The organism is Streptomyces sp. NPDC005799 (genome assembly GCF_040630525.1).
Taxonomy (GTDB): Bacteria; Actinomycetota; Actinomycetes; order Streptomycetales; family Streptomycetaceae; genus Streptomyces; species Streptomyces griseorubiginosus_B.
In genome coordinates this window covers 1-14,483 of the sequence record NZ_JBEXXQ010000059.1, presented here as the reverse complement: position 1 = coordinate 14,483, position 14,483 = coordinate 1, and the positions used below count along the sequence as shown (strand labels likewise).

The window sequence follows — 14,483 nt, the reverse complement described above, 5'->3', positions numbered from 1 at the left end:
ATGGGGTGCCGGAGCCGGACCGGTCCTAGCCGACCAGCCGCAGCCGCTCCGCGCACACCCCCACCCGCACCGACTGCCCCCACGTCAGTTCCAGGGCGTCCGTCTCCATCCCGTCCCCGAAGGCGATCAGGCGTTCGGACTCGACGGTGAGATGGAGGCGGGCGGTGCTGGAGAGGGTGCCGGCGACGAGGGTCGTGCCGGTGGCGGGGGAGGGCCAGGCCTCGCGGACGAACCACAGCAGGCGGTCCTCGGTGGGGCGGGGCAGTTCCAGCGCGGCTCCCCGCTCCTGCCACACCGAGCGGAGCCAGCCCGTCGCCCCGGTCCCCGTCCCCACCAGCACCCCGGACGAAGCCTGGGCCTCGACGACACCCCCGTCGTTCTCGAGGCCCAGGCGGTATCTGGCCGTCTGGTGTCCGGCGGCGCCCAGGTAGATCTCGTTCAGCGCGACCAGGCGCTGTGTGTCGTCGGCGACCGCCTCGACCATCGTCAGCTCGTCGACGCCGGTGCCGGACGCGTGCGCGGCGGGCAGCAGGGCGGCCGCGTCGGTGGGCCGGTGCCGTACCAGCACGCCCGGGTTGCGCCCGGGGTCGGCGTCGATGCCGATCACCGGCTGTCCGGCGAGGTACTTGGCGGCGTTCGCCACCAGTCCGTCCTGGCCGACGACCACCACGACGTCCTCCGGCCCGAACAGGAAGCGGTCCAGGTCGGCCCGCTCCACCCTGCTCTGACGCCAGGTCAGCGGGATCGCCGCGGTGACGTCGGCCAGCGCCCGGCGGGTGCGGCGGTGCCGTTCGGCGACCTCCTCGATGTCCCGGCCCCGGGAGGAGAGGAAGAAGGCGGCCTGCCCGTGGGTGCCGTGGTGGGCCACCAACTCCTCGTACTCCGTGGTGCGATGGACGAGGACGACGCGCGGCGCGAGGCTCACACCGGGCCCCCGTGGGCCAGCCTGGCCAGCAACCCCGTCAGCACGTCCGGCGTGATCGTCACGCTGTCGATGTTCGGCAGGTTCTCCGCGAGCCGTGTCCCGGTGAGGGCGTGCAGGGTCGCGAGGTCCACCTCACCGTGCACCCGCAGCCAGGCGGCCTGGGCCTGTGCCCGGGACTCACCGACCTCGCGCGCTCCCTCGGCCTCCGCGCGGGCCAGCCGCAGGGACCGGACCGCCTCCGCCTCCGCGAGCCGCTCGGTCCGCCGCGCCTCGGCGTCCGCCAGCCGCACGGACCGCTCGGCCTCCGCCTCCGCCAGCTTCACCGTGCGCGCCGCCTCGGCCTGGGCCCGTACCGAGTCCGCCGCCGCGTGCTCCTCCGCCTCCCGCCGGGCGTTCGTGCCGCGCTGCTCGACCAACTGCTCCTCGCGGCGGGCGAGTTCGATCTGGCTGGCCAGTTCGTTCTCGGCGATCGCCCGCTCCCGCTCGACGGCAACCGCTCGCCGCTCGTACGTCGCCCGGTCCGCCTCCTGCTGGATCTGCTCGCGGGCGGGGGTGCGCAGCGCCCGCTCCACCTCCGGCTCCGGACGCAGCGCGACGACGCGCACGGCGACCACCTCGACGCCGGTCGCCGGGAGACGGGGTTCGGCCGTGAGGCCCGCCGCGACCCGCTCCCGCACCGCCGTCACCCCGTCGACCAGCGCCGACGACAGTGACGTACGGGCGAGGACGTCCAACGCGTGCTGCTGTGCCGTCTCGGTCAGGAGGGTGCCGAGCTGCTCCAGCGGTGTCCCGCGCCACACGCCCGTGTCGGGGTCGACCGAGAAGTCCAGTCGGGCCGCGGCGAGCGCCGGGTCGCTGATCCGGTAGGTCACCGTCGCCTGCACCGCGACGTCCTGGAAGTCGGACGTACGGGCATGGAAGGTCATCGCCAACTCCCGGTCGTCGACCGGCACTTCGGACAGGGCCGCGGTCAGCGCGCGGAACCAGAAGCTGAGCCCCGGCCCGTCGTGCAGCAGCTTGCCGCCCCGGTGGTGCCGGATGTGCGCCGTCGGCGCGCCCCGGAGATGGCGCCAGCCCAGGCGCCGAGTGATGTCGGCCATCGGACCCCCTTCTTTTCGTCTCTTAGACGATAATCCTGGGGACCGCTTATCGTCAAGAGGACGAGAACAAGTAACCGAAGAAACCGCCGAGCCACGGGTCAAGAGGCCGCTCGATGGTCAGGATGGAGGCATGGGATTCCATGTCGACTCCGAGGCCGGGCGGCTGCGCCGCGTCATCCTGCACCGGCCGGATCTGGAGCTCAAAAGGCTCACCCCCAGCAACAAGGACGCCCTTCTCTTCGACGACGTGCTGTGGGTGCGCCGGGCGCGCGCCGAACACGACGGCTTCGCCGACGTGCTGCGCGACCGCGGGGTCACCGTCCATCTCTTCGGCGACCTGCTCACCGAGGCCCTGCAGGTCCCGGCGGCCCGCACCCTCGTCCTGGACCGGGTCTTCGACGAGAAGGAGTACGGCGTCCTCGCCACCGACCACCTCAGGGCCGCCTTCGAGACCCTCCCCGCGCCGGAGCTCGCCGCGGCGCTGGTCGGCGGCATGACCAAGCGCGAGTTCCTGGACGCGCACCCGGAGCCGACCTCGGTCCGCTTCCATGTCATGGACCTCGACGAGTTCCTGCTGGCGCCGCTGCCCAACCACCTCTTCACCCGCGACACCTCCGCCTGGATCTACGACGGCGTCGCCGTCAACGCCATGCGCTGGCCCGCCCGGCAGCGCGAGACCGTCCACTTCGAGGCGATCTACCGCCACCACCCCCTCTTCTGTGACGAAACGTTCCGCGTCTGGTCCGAGGGGCAGTCCGACTACCCGTCCACCATCGAGGGCGGGGACGTCCTGGTGATCGGCAACGGCGCCGTCCTGATCGGCATGAGCGAGCGGACCACCCCGCAGGCCGTGGAGATGCTCGCGCACAAGCTGTTCGCGGCCGGCTCCGCGCAGACGATCGTGGCCCTCGACATGCCGAAGCGGCGCGCCTTCATGCACCTCGACACCGTGATGACGATGGTCGACGGCGACACCTTCACCCAGTACGCGGGCCTCGGCATGCTCCGCTCGTACACCATCGAACCGGGCGTCGGCGAGAAGGAGCTCAAGGTCACCGACCATCCGCCGGAGCACATGCACCGCGCGATCGCCGCCGCCCTGGGCCTCAGTGAGATCCGCGTGCTGACCGCCACCCAGGACGTGCACGCCGCCGAGCGCGAGCAGTGGGACGACGGCTGCAACGTCCTCGCCGTCGAGCCCGGTGTCGTCGTCGCCTACGAGCGCAACGCCACCACCAACACCCATCTGCGCAAGCAGGGCATCGAGGTCATCGAGATCCCGGGCAGCGAGCTCGGCCGGGGCCGGGGCGGGCCGCGCTGTATGAGCTGTCCGGTCGAACGGGCGGCCGTATGAGCGCACACGCATGTGCATATAAATGCTAAACCTCGTATAGACTTCCAGGGTCCGTTGTTCCCGTATCTCTGGAGCGCCCCATGGCGACCGTCCCGACCGCCCTCGCCGGGCGCCACTTCCTCAAGGAGCTCGACTTCACGAGGGAGGAGTTCCTCGGCCTGATCGAGCTGGCCGCCGAGCTGAAGGCCGCGAAGAAGGCCGGGACCGAGCAGCGGTACCTGAGCGGCAGGAACATCGCGCTGATCTTCGAGAAGACCTCGACGCGCACCCGCTGCGCGTTCGAGGTCGCCGCCGCCGACCAGGGTGCCTCGACCACCTACCTCGACCCCTCCGGCTCGCAGATCGGGCACAAGGAGTCGGTCAAGGACACCGCGCGCGTACTCGGCCGGATGTACGACGGGATCGAGTACCGCGGCGACAGCCAGCAGAAGGTCGAGGAACTCGCCGCCCACGCCGGTGTCCCCGTCTTCAACGGCCTCACCGACGACTGGCACCCCACCCAGATGCTGGCGGACGTGCTGACCATGACCGAGCACACAGCCAAGCCGGTCGAGCGGATCTCCTTCGCCTACCTCGGCGACGCCCGCTTCAACATGGGCAACTCCTACCTGGTCACCGGCGCCCTGCTCGGCATGGACGTCCGGATCGTGGCCCCGAAGGCGTACTGGCCGGCCCAGGAGATCGTCGACCGCGCGCACGAGCTGGCTGAGACCAGTGGGGCCCGGATCACGCTCACCGAGTCCGTGGGCGAAGGCGTGCTGGGCGCCGACTTCGTCGCCACCGACGTCTGGGTCTCCATGGGCGAGCCCAAGGAGGTCTGGGACGAGCGGATCACCGCCCTCGGCCCCTACGCGGTGACCATGGACGTCCTGCGCGCCACCGGCAACCCGGACGTCCGGTTCCTGCACTGCCTCCCGGCCTTCCACGACCTCGGCACCAAGGTCGGCCGGGAGATACACGAGACCCACGGCCTCGATTCGCTGGAGGTCACGGACGAGGTGTTCGAGTCCCCCTTCTCGGTCGTCTTCGACGAGGCGGAGAACCGTCTGCACACCATCAAGGCGATCCTGGTGGCCACGCTGGCCTGAGGGCGGTCAGACCGGGCGCCGCTGCGGGGGCACCGACGGCAGCCGGAACCACACGGCCTTCCCGGAGTCCGTCGGGCGGTGTCCGCAGGACGAGCTGAGCGCGCGGATCAGCAGCAGCCCGCGCCCGTGTTCCTGCCAGGGGTCGGGCTCGTCCCCGTTCGGCCTGGTCAGATCACCCGGCGGCGCCGGGTCCGGGTCGTGCACCTCGACCTGGCAGCCGCCCGGCAGCAGCTCCACCACGAGCTCTATGGGGGAGTCCCCGGCGGTGTGCTCCACCGCGTTCGCGACCAGTTCCGCCGTCAGCAGCTCCGCCGTGTCGCTGTCGGCCCCGTGCTCCAGCTCGGCCAGCGCCGTGCGCACCAGGGCGCGGGCCACGGGCACGGCCGCGGCGGAGTGCGGCAGCGCGATGCGCCAGGAGGCGGCGGAGGCCGATGGGGGTTCGTGCAAGGCGGATCCGTTCATGAGCAGGCTGTCCTGCTTTCAACCTGATGAATGGTACGGCGCCGCCCGTCAGAGACGTCCGGCGGGCACCGCGGGGGACCTTCGGCCCCGTTGACGGGCGGCTTACCCCTGGAAACGGCTTGCCTCGCGCGGGTGCTCCTCCTGTTACCGCTCTATTGACGAGCGGTGACATGTCTATATTGCGTCCGTGACGACAGTCACGAATGAGTGATAACTTCGAGATGTGTCCGCGCCACCGTCCGAGGAGGCCGCACCGCATGAGTCCCTTCACCGGCTCCGCCGCCCGCACCGCCGACTGGCGGCACCTGCGCGTCGAGCTCACCGACGGGGTCGCGACCGTCACCCTGGCCCGCCCCGAGAAACTCAACGCGCTCACCTTCGGCGCCTACGCCGACCTGCGCGATCTGCTCGCCGAGCTGTCCCGTGAGCGCTCCGTCCGCGCCCTGGTCCTGGCCGGGGAGGGCCGCGGCTTCTGCTCCGGCGGCGACGTCGACGACATCATCGGCGCCACGCTGTCCATGGACACGGCCCAACTGCTGGACTTCAACCGCATGACGGGCCAGGTCGTGCGGGCCGTACGGGAGTGCCCCTTCCCCGTGATCGCGGCGCTGCACGGAGTGGCGGCGGGCGCCGGCGCGGTCCTGGCCCTGGCGGCGGACTTCCGGGTGGCCGACCCCACCACCCGGTTCGCGTTCCTCTTCACCCGGGTCGGGCTGTCCGGCGGTGACATGGGGGCGGCCTATCTGCTGCCCAGGGTCGTCGGGCTCGGCCACGCGACCCGGCTGCTGATGCTGGGCGAGCAGGTACGGGCCCCGGAGGCCGAGCGCATCGGCCTGATCAGCGAACTGGTGGAAGAGGGTGCGGCGGACGAGGTGGCACAGTCCCTGGCCCGCCGACTGGCCGACGGCCCGGCCCTGGCACACGCCCAGACGAAGGCGCTCCTGACGGCCGAACTGGACATGCCCCTGGCGGCCTCGGTCGAGCTGGACGCCTCCACCCAGGCCCTGCTGATGAACGGCGAGGACTACGCGGAGTTCCATCAGGCATTCAAGGAGAAGCGCCCTCCCAAGTGGAAGGGGCGGTAGAGATGCCGGCCTCAGGGGCGCGGGGCGGCGCCGACATTGCGGCTACCGCCGCGTGGGCGCGACCAGCCCCCCAAAACCCGCAGTCGGCGATGAACCCACGCCACCCCCTCCGCGTGGCGATCATCGGTGGCGGCCCCGGTGGACTGTACGCCGCCACCCTGCTGAAACGGCTCGACCAGGCCCGCGAAGTGACCGTCTGGGAGCGCAACGCCCCCGACGACACCTTCGGCTTCGGAGTCGTCCTCTCCGACGAGACCCTCGGCGGCATCGAACACGCCGACCCCCCGGTCTACGCGGCCCTCCAACAACACTTCACCCGCTGGGACGACATAGACATCGTCCACCGCGGCAGCCGCCACACCTCCGGAGGACACGGCTTCGCCGCCCTCGGCCGGAAAGGCCTGCTGGAGATCCTGCACACCCGCTGCCGGAACCTCGGCGTGGACCTCCGCTTCCGCTCCGAGGCCCCCTACCCCGACTGGCTGTCCGGCACCCACGACCTCGTCGTCGCCGCCGACGGAGTCAACAGCACCACCCGCGAGACTTACGCCCATGTGTTCCGCCCCCGGGTGACCGGCCACCACTGCCGCTACATCTGGCTGGCCACCGACTTCCCCTTCGACGCCTTCCGCTTCGAGATCGCCGAGACCGAACACGGCGTGATGCAACTGCACGGCTACCCCTACTCCGGCGACGCCTCCACCGTGATCGTCGAGATGCACGAGAACGTCTGGCGCGCCGCCGGCTTCGAGGAACTCGACACGGCGGAATCCATCGACCGCTGCGCCAAGATCTTCGCGGAGGCGCTCCACGGTCGCCCCCTGCGCTCCAACAAGTCGGCCTGGACGACCTTCCGCACGGTCACCAACGAGCGCTGGTCCCACGGCAACGTCGTCCTGCTCGGCGACGCCGCCCACACCGCCCACTTCTCCATCGGCTCCGGCACCAAGCTCGCCGTCGAGGACGCCCTCGCCCTCGCCGCCTGCCTGGAGGAACAGCCTTCCCTCGACAAGGCGCTCACGGCCTACGAGGAGGAGCGCAGACCCGTTGTCGCCTCCACCCAGCGCGCCGCCCGCGCCAGCCTGGAGTGGTTCGAGAACCTCGGTCTCTACCTCGACCAGCCGCCCCGCCAGTTCGCCTTCAACCTCCTCACCCGCAGCCGCCGCGTCACCCATGACAACCTCCGGCTGCGCGACGCCCGGTTCACCGGCTCCGTGGAGGACGAGTTCGGCTGCCCGCCCGGCACCCCGCCGATGTTCACCCCGTTCCGACTGCGCGGACTGACCCTGCGCAACCGGGTCGTCGTCTCGCCCATGGACATGTACTCCGCGGTCGACGGAGTCCCCGGCGACTTCCACCTCGTCCACCTCGGCGCCCGCGCCCTCGGCGGCGCCGGGCTGGTGATGACCGAGATGGTGTGCGTCAGCGCGGAGGGCAGGATCACCCCCGGCTGCGCCGGCCTCTACACCGGCAAGCAGGCCGACTCCTGGCGGCGGATCACCGACTTCGTGCACACCCGGTCCCCCGGCACCGCGATCGGCGTGCAGCTCGGCCACTCCGGCCGCAAGGGCTCGACCAGGCTGATGTGGGAGGGCATGGACGAACCGCTGCCCGAGGGCAACTGGCCCCTCGTCGCCCCCTCCCCGCTGCCGTACAAGCCGGACAGCCAGACCCCGCGCGAACTGACCCGTGCTCAACTCACGGACATCCGCGAGCAGTTCACCTCCGCCGCCTGGCGCGCCGTGCGCGCCGGCTTCGACCTCCTCGAACTGCACTGCGCCCACGGCTACTTGCTCTCCGGCTTCCTCTCCCCGCTCACCAACCGCCGCACCGACGGCTACGGCGGCTCGCTGGAGAAACGACTCCGCTTCCCGCTGGAGGTCTTCGACGCGATCCGGGGCGTGTGGCCGGAGGAGAAGCCCATGACGGTCCGCATCTCCGCCACCGACTGGGCCGACGGCGGGACGACCGCCGAGGACGCCGTCGAGATCGCCCGCGCCTTCGCCGCTCACGGCGCCGACGCGATCGACGTGTCGACCGGCCAGGTCGTCGCCGAGGAGCGGCCGGAGTTCGGGCGGTCGTACCAGACGCCGTACGCGGACCGGATCCGGCGCGCCACCGGTGTCCCCGTGATCGCGGTCGGCGCGATCTCCTCCTGGGACGACGTCAACTCCCTGATCCTGGCCGGGCGTGCGGACCTGTGCGCCCTCGCCCGCCCGCACCTCTACGACCCGCACTGGACGCTGCACGCGGCCGCCGAGCAGGGCTACGACGGCCCGGGCGTCGTCTGGCCGGCCCCGTACCGAGCGGGCAGCCGCCGCCCCCGGACCGGCCGTACGGACGCCCCGAAACCCCGCCTCACTCTGGGGAGTTGACGCCGATCGCGCCGACGCCCGTGCGGTTCGTTCAGGGCTGCCCTCCGCCCGCGAACACCGCCCCCGCGTCCCTGAGCCGCTCGTGCAGCTCCCGGAAGACCGCGGCCGAGCGGACGCCCGGCCAGTCCTCGGGAAGGAGCCGGGCGGGCAGGCCGGGGTCGGTGTAGGGGAGGTGGCGCCAGTTGTCGAGGGTGAGGAGATAGTCGCGGTACGCCTCCTCGGGCGGGGTGTCCCCGCGCTCCCGCCAGGTGTGCAGCACGGGCGCGTGCCGGTCGAGGAACGCCTCGTGCTCCTTGGCGATCGCGGCCAGGTCCCACCAGCGGGCGACGGCCTCCACGGTCGCGGCGAAGCCCAGGTGCTCACCGCGGAAGAGGTCCACGTACGGGTCCAGGTGCAGCCGGCGCAATGTGTGCCGTGTCTCCTCGTGCAGCCGGGCCGGGGCGATCCACACACCCGGCGCCGCCGTGCCGAAGCCGAGCCCGGCCAGCCGTGAGCGCAGCACATGCCGCTTCTGCCGCTCCGACTCCGGCACCGAGAACACCGCGAGCACCCAGCCGTCGTCCTCGGGCGGCGCGGTGGCGTAGATGCGCCGGTCGCCGTCCTCAAGCAACTGCCGTGCGTCCGGCGAGAGTTCGTACCCCGCGGCGCCCTCGGCCGTACGGGCCGGCAGCAGCAGTCCGCGGCGTTTGAGACGGGACACCGAGGAGCGGACGGAGGGGGCGTCCACGCCGACCGCGGCCAGCAGCCGGATCAGCTCCGCGACGGGCACCGGGCCCGGCACGAAGCGGCCGTAGGCGCCGTAGAGCGTGACAATGAGAGACCGCGGTGCATGCTGGTCGGACACGTTGATCATCTTAGGTCTTCGTGATCACTGCTGGTCACCATCGGTGCGCAAACGGAACCTCTGGAGCTTCCCGGTCGCCGTGCGCGGCAGCGCCTCCGAGAAGACGATCTCGCGCGGGCACTTGTACGGCGCGAGTTCCGCCTTGACGAAGGCGCGCAGGGCCTCCGCGTCCCGTACGGCGCCCTCCTTGAGGACCACATGGGCCACGACCACCTGCCCGCGAGCCTCGTCGGGCCGCCCCACGACCGCCGCCTCCACCACGTCCGGGTGACGCAGCAACGCGTCCTCGACCTCCGGCCCCGCGATGTTGTACCCAGCCGAGATGATCATGTCGTCGGCCCGGGCGACGTAACGGAAGTAGCCGTCCGGCTGCCGGACATAGGTGTCGCCGGTGACGTTCCAGCCGTCACGCACGTAGTCGCGCTGGCGAGGATCGGCGAGGTAGCGGCAGCCGACCGGCCCGCGCACGGCCAGCAGTCCCGGCTCCCCGTCGGGAACGGGCCGGCCGTCCGCGTCCTGCACGCGCGCCTCCCAGCCCGGCACGGGCACCCCGGTCGTCCCGGGCCGGACGTCGTCGTCGGCCGCGGAGATGAAGATGTGCAGCAGCTCGGTGGCGCCGATGCCGTTGATGATCCGCAGCCCGGTCCGTTCGTACCAGGCCTGCCAGGTGGCCGCCGGGAGGTTCTCACCGGCGGAGACGCAGCGGCGCAGGGACGAGACGTCATAGGCGTCGAGGTCGTCCAGCATCGCGCGATAGGCGGTCGGGGCGGTGAACAGGACCGAGACGCGGTGGTCGGCGACGGCGGGCAGCAGCTGCTTGGGGTGCGCCTGTTCGAGCAGCAGCGCGCTCGCGCCCGCCCGCATCGGGAAGACGACCAGTCCGCCGAGGCCGAAGGTGAAGCCGAGCGGCGGGCTGCCCGTGAAGACGTCGTCGGCACGGGGCTTGAGCACCCGCTTCGAGAAGGTGTCCGCTATGGCGAGCACATCCCGGTGGAAGTGCATGCACCCTTTCGGGCGACCCGTGGTGCCCGAGGTGAACGCGATCAGCGCGACGTCGTCGGCCGCGGTGTCCACGGCCGGATAGGGGGCGCCGGGCGCCGGGCGGCGCAGGAGGTCGTCGGGGGCGTCGCCGCCGAAGGTGGTGATGCGCAGGCCGGGTATCTCGGCCTTGGCGAGGTCGTCGACGGAGCGGATGTCGCAGAGGGCGTGCCGGACCAGTGCCATGTCACATATCACGGCCAGCTCGTGCGGCCGCTGCTGCGCCAGCACGGTCACCGCCACCGCCCCGGCCTTCAGCACCGCCAGCCAGCACGCCGCGAGCCACGGGGTGGTCGGCCCGCGCAGCAGCACGCGATGGCCGGGTACGACCCCGAGCTCGTCGGTGAGGACGTGCGCCAGCCGGTCGACGCGGGCGCGCAGCTCGCCGTACGTCCAGGTGGGGCCGTCCGGCGTGTGGAACACCGGGCGCTCGTCGGACGGGCCGGCGAGGAGCTCGGCGGCGCAGTTCAGCCGATCGGGGTACCGCAGCCCCGGCAGCTCGAAACGGAGGTCGGGCCACTGGTCGGGGGGCGGGAGGTGGTCGCGCGCGAAGGTGTCGACGTGCGCCGAGACGATCATGGCGGTTCGCCCCCTTGCCTTGTGGGCCGCCGTTGGTGGGCGTCGTGGTGGGCTCGCGGCAACGAGCGTATCGCGTTGGTGACGGCAGTCAACAGAGCGCGATAACGTCGGGGGAGACGCGGCGGAGAGGAGACCGGCGATGCCCGCATTCTCACTCGAACCGGAACAGACCGCCTGGTGTGCGCGGCTGCGTGCGCTGGCGGCGGAGCGGCTGCGCCCGCTCGCCGAGAAGGGCGAGCCCGGCCACGTCAACCGCCCGCTGATCGAGGAACTGGGCCGACTCGGCCTGCTGGGCCGCCTGTTCACCTCCGGCGCGCTCGACCTGTGCCTGATGCGCGAGTCCCTCGCCTACTCCTGCACGGAGGCGGAGACGGCCCTCGCCCTGCAGGGCCTGGGCGCGCATCCCGTGCACGCCCACGGCAGCCCCGCCCAGCGGGAGAGCTGGCTGCCGAGGGTGAGCGAGGGCACCGCGGTGGCCGCGTTCGCGCTGAGCGAGCCGAACGCGGGCTCGGACGCGGCGGCACTGGCGCTGCGGGCGGACCCGGACGGAGCGGCCCGCTGGCGCCTGACCGGGGAGAAGTGCTGGATCTCCAACGCCCCCGAGGCCGACTTCTACACCGTCTTCGCGCGCACCACCCCCGGCGCCGGCGCCCGTGGGGTGACCGCCTTCCTGGTCCCCGCAGACCGCCCCGGACTCACCGGGACCGCGCTCGACATGCTCTCGCCGCACCCCATCGGCGCCCTCGACCTCGACGCCGTACCCGTGACCGCGGACGACGTGCTCGGCGAGGCCGACCGCGGCTTCCGCGTGGCGATGGGCACCCTCAACCTCTTCCGGCCCAGCGTCGGGGCCTTCGCCGTCGGCATGGCACAGGCCGCGCTGGACGCGACCCTCGCGCACACCGCCCGACGGGACGCCTTCGGCGGCAAGTTGCGGGATCTGCAGACCGTCGCGCACCAGGTCGCCGAACTGGCCCTGCGCACCGACGCGGCCCGCCTCATGGTGTACGCGGCGGCGACGGCGTACGACGAGGGTGCCCCGGACGTCCCCAAGCGCGCGGCGATGGCCAAGCTGCTGGCCACCGAGACCGCGCAGCAAGTCGTCGACACGGCCGTCCAGTTGCACGGCGCCCGGGCGCTGCGCCGCGGGCATCTGCTGGAGCACCTGTACCGCGAGGTGCGCGCCCCGCGTGTCTACGAGGGCGCGAGTGAGGTCCAACGCGGCATCATCGCCAAGGAGTTGTACAAGGAGCTGGACGCGGAGACGGAAACCCCGGAGGCAGGCCAGTGAGCACCGAGCGCGTCAACCCGCCCGAACTCTCCCCGCCCACCGGCTTCTCGCACGCGGTCGTCGCCACCGGCACCCGCGTGGTCTTCCTGGCCGGCCAGACCGCCCTGGACACCGAGGGCAAGGTCACCGGCGACACGCTCCCCGCCCAGTTCGAGAAGGCGCTCACCAATCTGCTGACCGCGCTCACCGCGGCCGGCGGCACCCCCGCGGACCTGGCCCGCGTCACCGTCTACGCCACGGACGTCGCCGCCTACCGCGTCCACGCCCCCGAACTCGGGCGGATCTGGCGGCGGTTGGCGGGACGGGACTACCCGGCGATGGCGGTCGTGGAGGTCGTGCGCCTCTGGGACGACCAGGCACAGGTGGAGCTCGACGGTTTCGCCGTGCTGCCCTGAGCGGAGTCGGTCAGGCGGCGACGGCCAGTCGCTCGGCGGGCAGCCGGTGCGGCGCGACGACGCGGCCGTCGGCGGTCAGCTCACCACTGTCGTCGAACACGATCCCGCCGTCGCACAGCAGCGCCCAGCCCTGCTCGGGGTGGGCGGCGACGATGTGCGGGGCGTGGCCGTCGGAGGCAGGGCACGAGGGCCGACGTGTACACATGGCGCACCTCCAGGTCGATCGGGACCCCTCGGTCCGGGTCCCTGTGAACAAGACCATGCTCCCCTCGCGAACTCATCGGAACGGCTGGACGAGAAGCGTGACAACACGCGGACAACACCCGGACGGTTCCACGACCGTCGATGCGGACTCGCCACCGAAGGGGTGACGGTCACGGCAACACACGCGCGCGCCCGGTACCAGTGGAAGCCCCGCGTTCAGGAGGTTCCCGATGCCCGCGCTCTCCCTGCGCCCCGCCCTCGCCCTCGCCGCCGCCGCGGCCGCGCTGCTCCCGCTCGCCGCCACCGCCGCACCGGCGAGCGCGGACCCGAACGAGACCGTGACCGTCGACCCGACCGGCACCATCGCCGCGGACGGCACCGTCACGCTCTCCGGCACCTACAGTTGTCTCGGCAACACCGGCCCGGTCTTCGTCAGCTCGTCCCTGATCCAGGGCTCCTCGACCGTCCGTCACGGCATCGGCGGCACCCGTGCCGTGTGCGACGGCATGACGCACGCCTGGGCGAACACCGGCAAGGTCTCCCCGGACCCCGTCCAGCCTGGCGCGGCCACCGTCGAGGCCACGGTCATGGAACTGCGCCCCATCGGCGGCCTGCCCCTGCCCCGCTTCCACGCCCTGCAGCGCCAGGACATCACCCTGACCCGGAGCTGACCGCCGCCCGCCGTGCCCGCGGGACCACGGACCGCGGGCACGACGCCCCTCCACACTCAACAGATGAGTTGCGTGCCGACAAGATAGTGTGTACAGAGCATGCAATCGGCGGGAGGGGAGTGGCGGCACATGGCGAAGCAGGCGTCCGCGCGGCCGGTGGTCAGCCGGCGCCGGGAGGTCGGTGACACCAGCGCGCGCTCGCTGCTGATGACCGTGCTCGGCGAGTTCGTCCTGCCGCGCGGCCGCCCCGTATGGACATCGGCGCTGGTCGAGACGCTGGCGTTGTTCGGCGTCGAGGAGAAGTCGGCCCGTCAGGCGCTGGCCCGCACGGCGGCCGAGGGCTGGCTGGCCTCGGAGCGGGTGGGCCGCCGGGTGCGCTGGGCGCTGACCCCGCCCGGACGGCGGCTGCTGACCGAGGGCGCGCAGCGCATCTACGACTTCGGCAGCGGCGAGCGGGCCTGGGACGGCACCTGGCTCGTCGTCCTCGTCTCGGTCCCCGAGACCAAGCGGGACCTGCGCCACCGCGTGCGCACCCGCCTCAGCTGGGCCGGCTTCGGCTCCCCGGAGCCGGGCGTGTGGATCACCCCGCACACCCACCGCGAGCCCGAGGCCCTCGCCGTCCTCAAGGAACTCCAGCTCGCCGACGGTGCCCTGTCCTTCACCGCCACCTACGGCGCCCTCGGCAGTGAGGCGGCCATGGTCGCCCGCGCCTGGGACCTGAGCGAGGTGGAGGAGCGGTACGAGGCGTTCATCGACGGGTTCACCGGCCTGCACCCGGCACCCGGTGACCCCACGCTGCACGCCCTGACCCTGCTCGTCCACGAGTGGCGCCGCTTCCCCTTCCTCGACCCGCGCCTCCCGCCCGAACTCCTCCCGCCCGGCTGGAGCGGCGCCAGGGCCACCGCCCTCTTCCACGACCGGCACGCCCACTGGACGACGGGGGCCCGACGGCGGTGGGAGGAACTGCAGGACTAGGGCCAATGCCGCTGCTTTAAGTGGTGGCCTTGGATTTTCGCTTGGTCGGGGCGGTCCTGGACGCGGGAACGATGGTGACCGCCTCGGCCGGTGCGGC

14 protein-coding genes are annotated in these 14,483 nt (G+C 72.2%); 8 read left to right on the top strand and 6 right to left on the bottom strand.

Features of this window, described 5'->3' with window-relative positions:
• Positions 1-25: 25 nt before the first annotated feature.
• Positions 26-925, bottom strand: a complete 900-nt coding sequence (locus ABZ453_RS40845; RefSeq protein ID WP_359023470.1) for a hypothetical protein — start codon at positions 923-925, stop codon at positions 26-28.
• Positions 922-2,025 (bottom strand): SPFH domain-containing protein, encoded by a 1,104-nt coding sequence (locus tag ABZ453_RS40840; RefSeq protein ID WP_359023468.1) that lies wholly within the window; start codon positions 2,023-2,025, stop codon positions 922-924. The genes ABZ453_RS40845 and ABZ453_RS40840 overlap by 4 nt, the downstream gene beginning before the upstream one ends.
• 130 nt (positions 2,026-2,155) lie before the next feature.
• On the opposite strand from ABZ453_RS40840, the gene ABZ453_RS40835 reads away from it, so the two are divergent.
• Both ABZ453_RS40835 and argF read left to right on the top strand, forming a co-directional pair.
• Positions 2,156-3,379 (top strand): arginine deiminase, encoded by a 1,224-nt coding sequence (locus ABZ453_RS40835; RefSeq protein ID WP_359023466.1) that lies wholly within the window; start codon positions 2,156-2,158, stop codon positions 3,377-3,379.
• A gap of 80 nt (positions 3,380-3,459) precedes the next feature.
• The gene (argF, locus tag ABZ453_RS40830) at positions 3,460-4,467 is read left to right on the top strand and encodes an ornithine carbamoyltransferase (RefSeq protein ID WP_359023464.1); all 1,008 of its coding nucleotides are present in this window, start codon (positions 3,460-3,462) and stop codon (positions 4,465-4,467) included.
• 6 nt (positions 4,468-4,473) lie between these two features.
• Here the strand turns inward: argF and ABZ453_RS40825 are convergent, their stop codons facing one another.
• A complete protein-coding gene (locus tag ABZ453_RS40825; RefSeq protein WP_359023462.1) occupies positions 4,474-4,929 on the bottom strand; it encodes an ATP-binding protein in 456 nt (151 codons plus the stop codon).
• 257 nt (positions 4,930-5,186) lie between these two features.
• On the opposite strand from ABZ453_RS40825, the gene ABZ453_RS40820 reads away from it, so the two are divergent.
• Entirely contained in the window at positions 5,187-6,014 is an 828-nt protein-coding gene (locus ABZ453_RS40820; RefSeq protein ID WP_359023460.1) for an enoyl-CoA hydratase family protein, read from the top strand.
• 89 nt (positions 6,015-6,103) lie between these two features.
• The gene (locus ABZ453_RS40815) at positions 6,104-8,389 is read left to right on the top strand and encodes a bifunctional salicylyl-CoA 5-hydroxylase/oxidoreductase (protein ID WP_359023458.1); all 2,286 of its coding nucleotides are present in this window, start codon (positions 6,104-6,106) and stop codon (positions 8,387-8,389) included.
• A gap of 31 nt (positions 8,390-8,420) precedes the next feature.
• On the opposite strand, the gene ABZ453_RS40810 is transcribed toward ABZ453_RS40815, so the two are convergent.
• Positions 8,421-9,242 (bottom strand): PaaX family transcriptional regulator C-terminal domain-containing protein, encoded by an 822-nt coding sequence (locus tag ABZ453_RS40810; RefSeq protein ID WP_359023456.1) that lies wholly within the window; start codon positions 9,240-9,242, stop codon positions 8,421-8,423.
• Positions 9,243-9,257: 15 nt separating this feature from the next.
• On the bottom strand, positions 9,258-10,850 hold the full coding sequence (locus tag ABZ453_RS40805; RefSeq protein WP_359023454.1) for an AMP-binding protein: 1,593 nt from the start codon (positions 10,848-10,850) through the stop codon (positions 9,258-9,260).
• Positions 10,851-10,989: 139 nt separating this feature from the next.
• Here ABZ453_RS40805 and ABZ453_RS40800 point away from each other — a divergent pair, with 139 nt between their 5' ends.
• The gene (locus tag ABZ453_RS40800; protein WP_359023452.1) at positions 10,990-12,141 is read left to right on the top strand and encodes an acyl-CoA dehydrogenase family protein; all 1,152 of its coding nucleotides are present in this window, start codon (positions 10,990-10,992) and stop codon (positions 12,139-12,141) included.
• Entirely contained in the window at positions 12,138-12,536 is a 399-nt protein-coding gene (locus ABZ453_RS40795) for a RidA family protein (RefSeq protein ID WP_359023450.1), read from the top strand. Before ABZ453_RS40800 ends, ABZ453_RS40795 begins: the two co-directional genes overlap by 4 nt.
• Before the next feature lie 10 nt (positions 12,537-12,546).
• Here the strand turns inward: ABZ453_RS40795 and ABZ453_RS40790 are convergent, their stop codons facing one another.
• Positions 12,547-12,741, bottom strand: a complete 195-nt coding sequence (locus ABZ453_RS40790; RefSeq protein WP_133046072.1) for a DUF5999 family protein — start codon at positions 12,739-12,741, stop codon at positions 12,547-12,549.
• Positions 12,742-12,970: 229 nt separating this feature from the next.
• Here ABZ453_RS40790 and ABZ453_RS40785 point away from each other — a divergent pair, with 229 nt between their 5' ends.
• Positions 12,971-13,411 (top strand): DUF6299 family protein, encoded by a 441-nt coding sequence (locus ABZ453_RS40785; RefSeq protein ID WP_359023448.1) that lies wholly within the window; start codon positions 12,971-12,973, stop codon positions 13,409-13,411.
• A gap of 129 nt (positions 13,412-13,540) precedes the next feature.
• Positions 13,541-14,386: a PaaX family transcriptional regulator C-terminal domain-containing protein gene (locus ABZ453_RS40780; protein WP_359023446.1), complete on the top strand. Its 846-nt coding sequence runs from the start codon at positions 13,541-13,543 to the stop codon at positions 14,384-14,386.
• Positions 14,387-14,483 lie beyond the last annotated feature (97 nt).

What these genes read in the sequence shown, in the direction of transcription:
- ABZ453_RS40810 (WP_359023456.1), bottom strand. Translation starts at nt 9,242, where the DNA reads ATGATCAACGTGTCCGACCAGCATGCACCGCGGTCTCTCATTGTCACG.
- ABZ453_RS40815 (WP_359023458.1), top strand. Translation starts at nt 6,104, where the DNA reads ATGAACCCACGCCACCCCCTCCGCGTGGCGATCATCGGTGGCGGCCCC.
- ABZ453_RS40825 (WP_359023462.1), bottom strand. Translation starts at nt 4,929, where the DNA reads ATGAACGGATCCGCCTTGCACGAACCCCCATCGGCCTCCGCCGCCTCC.
- ABZ453_RS40790 (WP_133046072.1), bottom strand. Translation starts at nt 12,741, where the DNA reads ATGTGTACACGTCGGCCCTCGTGCCCTGCCTCCGACGGCCACGCCCCG.
- ABZ453_RS40805 (WP_359023454.1), bottom strand. Translation starts at nt 10,850, where the DNA reads ATGATCGTCTCGGCGCACGTCGACACCTTCGCGCGCGACCACCTCCCG.
- ABZ453_RS40820 (WP_359023460.1), top strand. Translation starts at nt 5,187, where the DNA reads ATGAGTCCCTTCACCGGCTCCGCCGCCCGCACCGCCGACTGGCGGCAC.
- ABZ453_RS40785 (WP_359023448.1), top strand. Translation starts at nt 12,971, where the DNA reads ATGCCCGCGCTCTCCCTGCGCCCCGCCCTCGCCCTCGCCGCCGCCGCG.
- ABZ453_RS40840 (WP_359023468.1), bottom strand. Translation starts at nt 2,025, where the DNA reads ATGGCCGACATCACTCGGCGCCTGGGCTGGCGCCATCTCCGGGGCGCG.
- ABZ453_RS40835 (WP_359023466.1), top strand. Translation starts at nt 2,156, where the DNA reads ATGGGATTCCATGTCGACTCCGAGGCCGGGCGGCTGCGCCGCGTCATC.
- ABZ453_RS40800 (WP_359023452.1), top strand. Translation starts at nt 10,990, where the DNA reads ATGCCCGCATTCTCACTCGAACCGGAACAGACCGCCTGGTGTGCGCGG.
- ABZ453_RS40780 (WP_359023446.1), top strand. Translation starts at nt 13,541, where the DNA reads ATGGCGAAGCAGGCGTCCGCGCGGCCGGTGGTCAGCCGGCGCCGGGAG.
- argF (WP_359023464.1), top strand. Translation starts at nt 3,460, where the DNA reads ATGGCGACCGTCCCGACCGCCCTCGCCGGGCGCCACTTCCTCAAGGAG.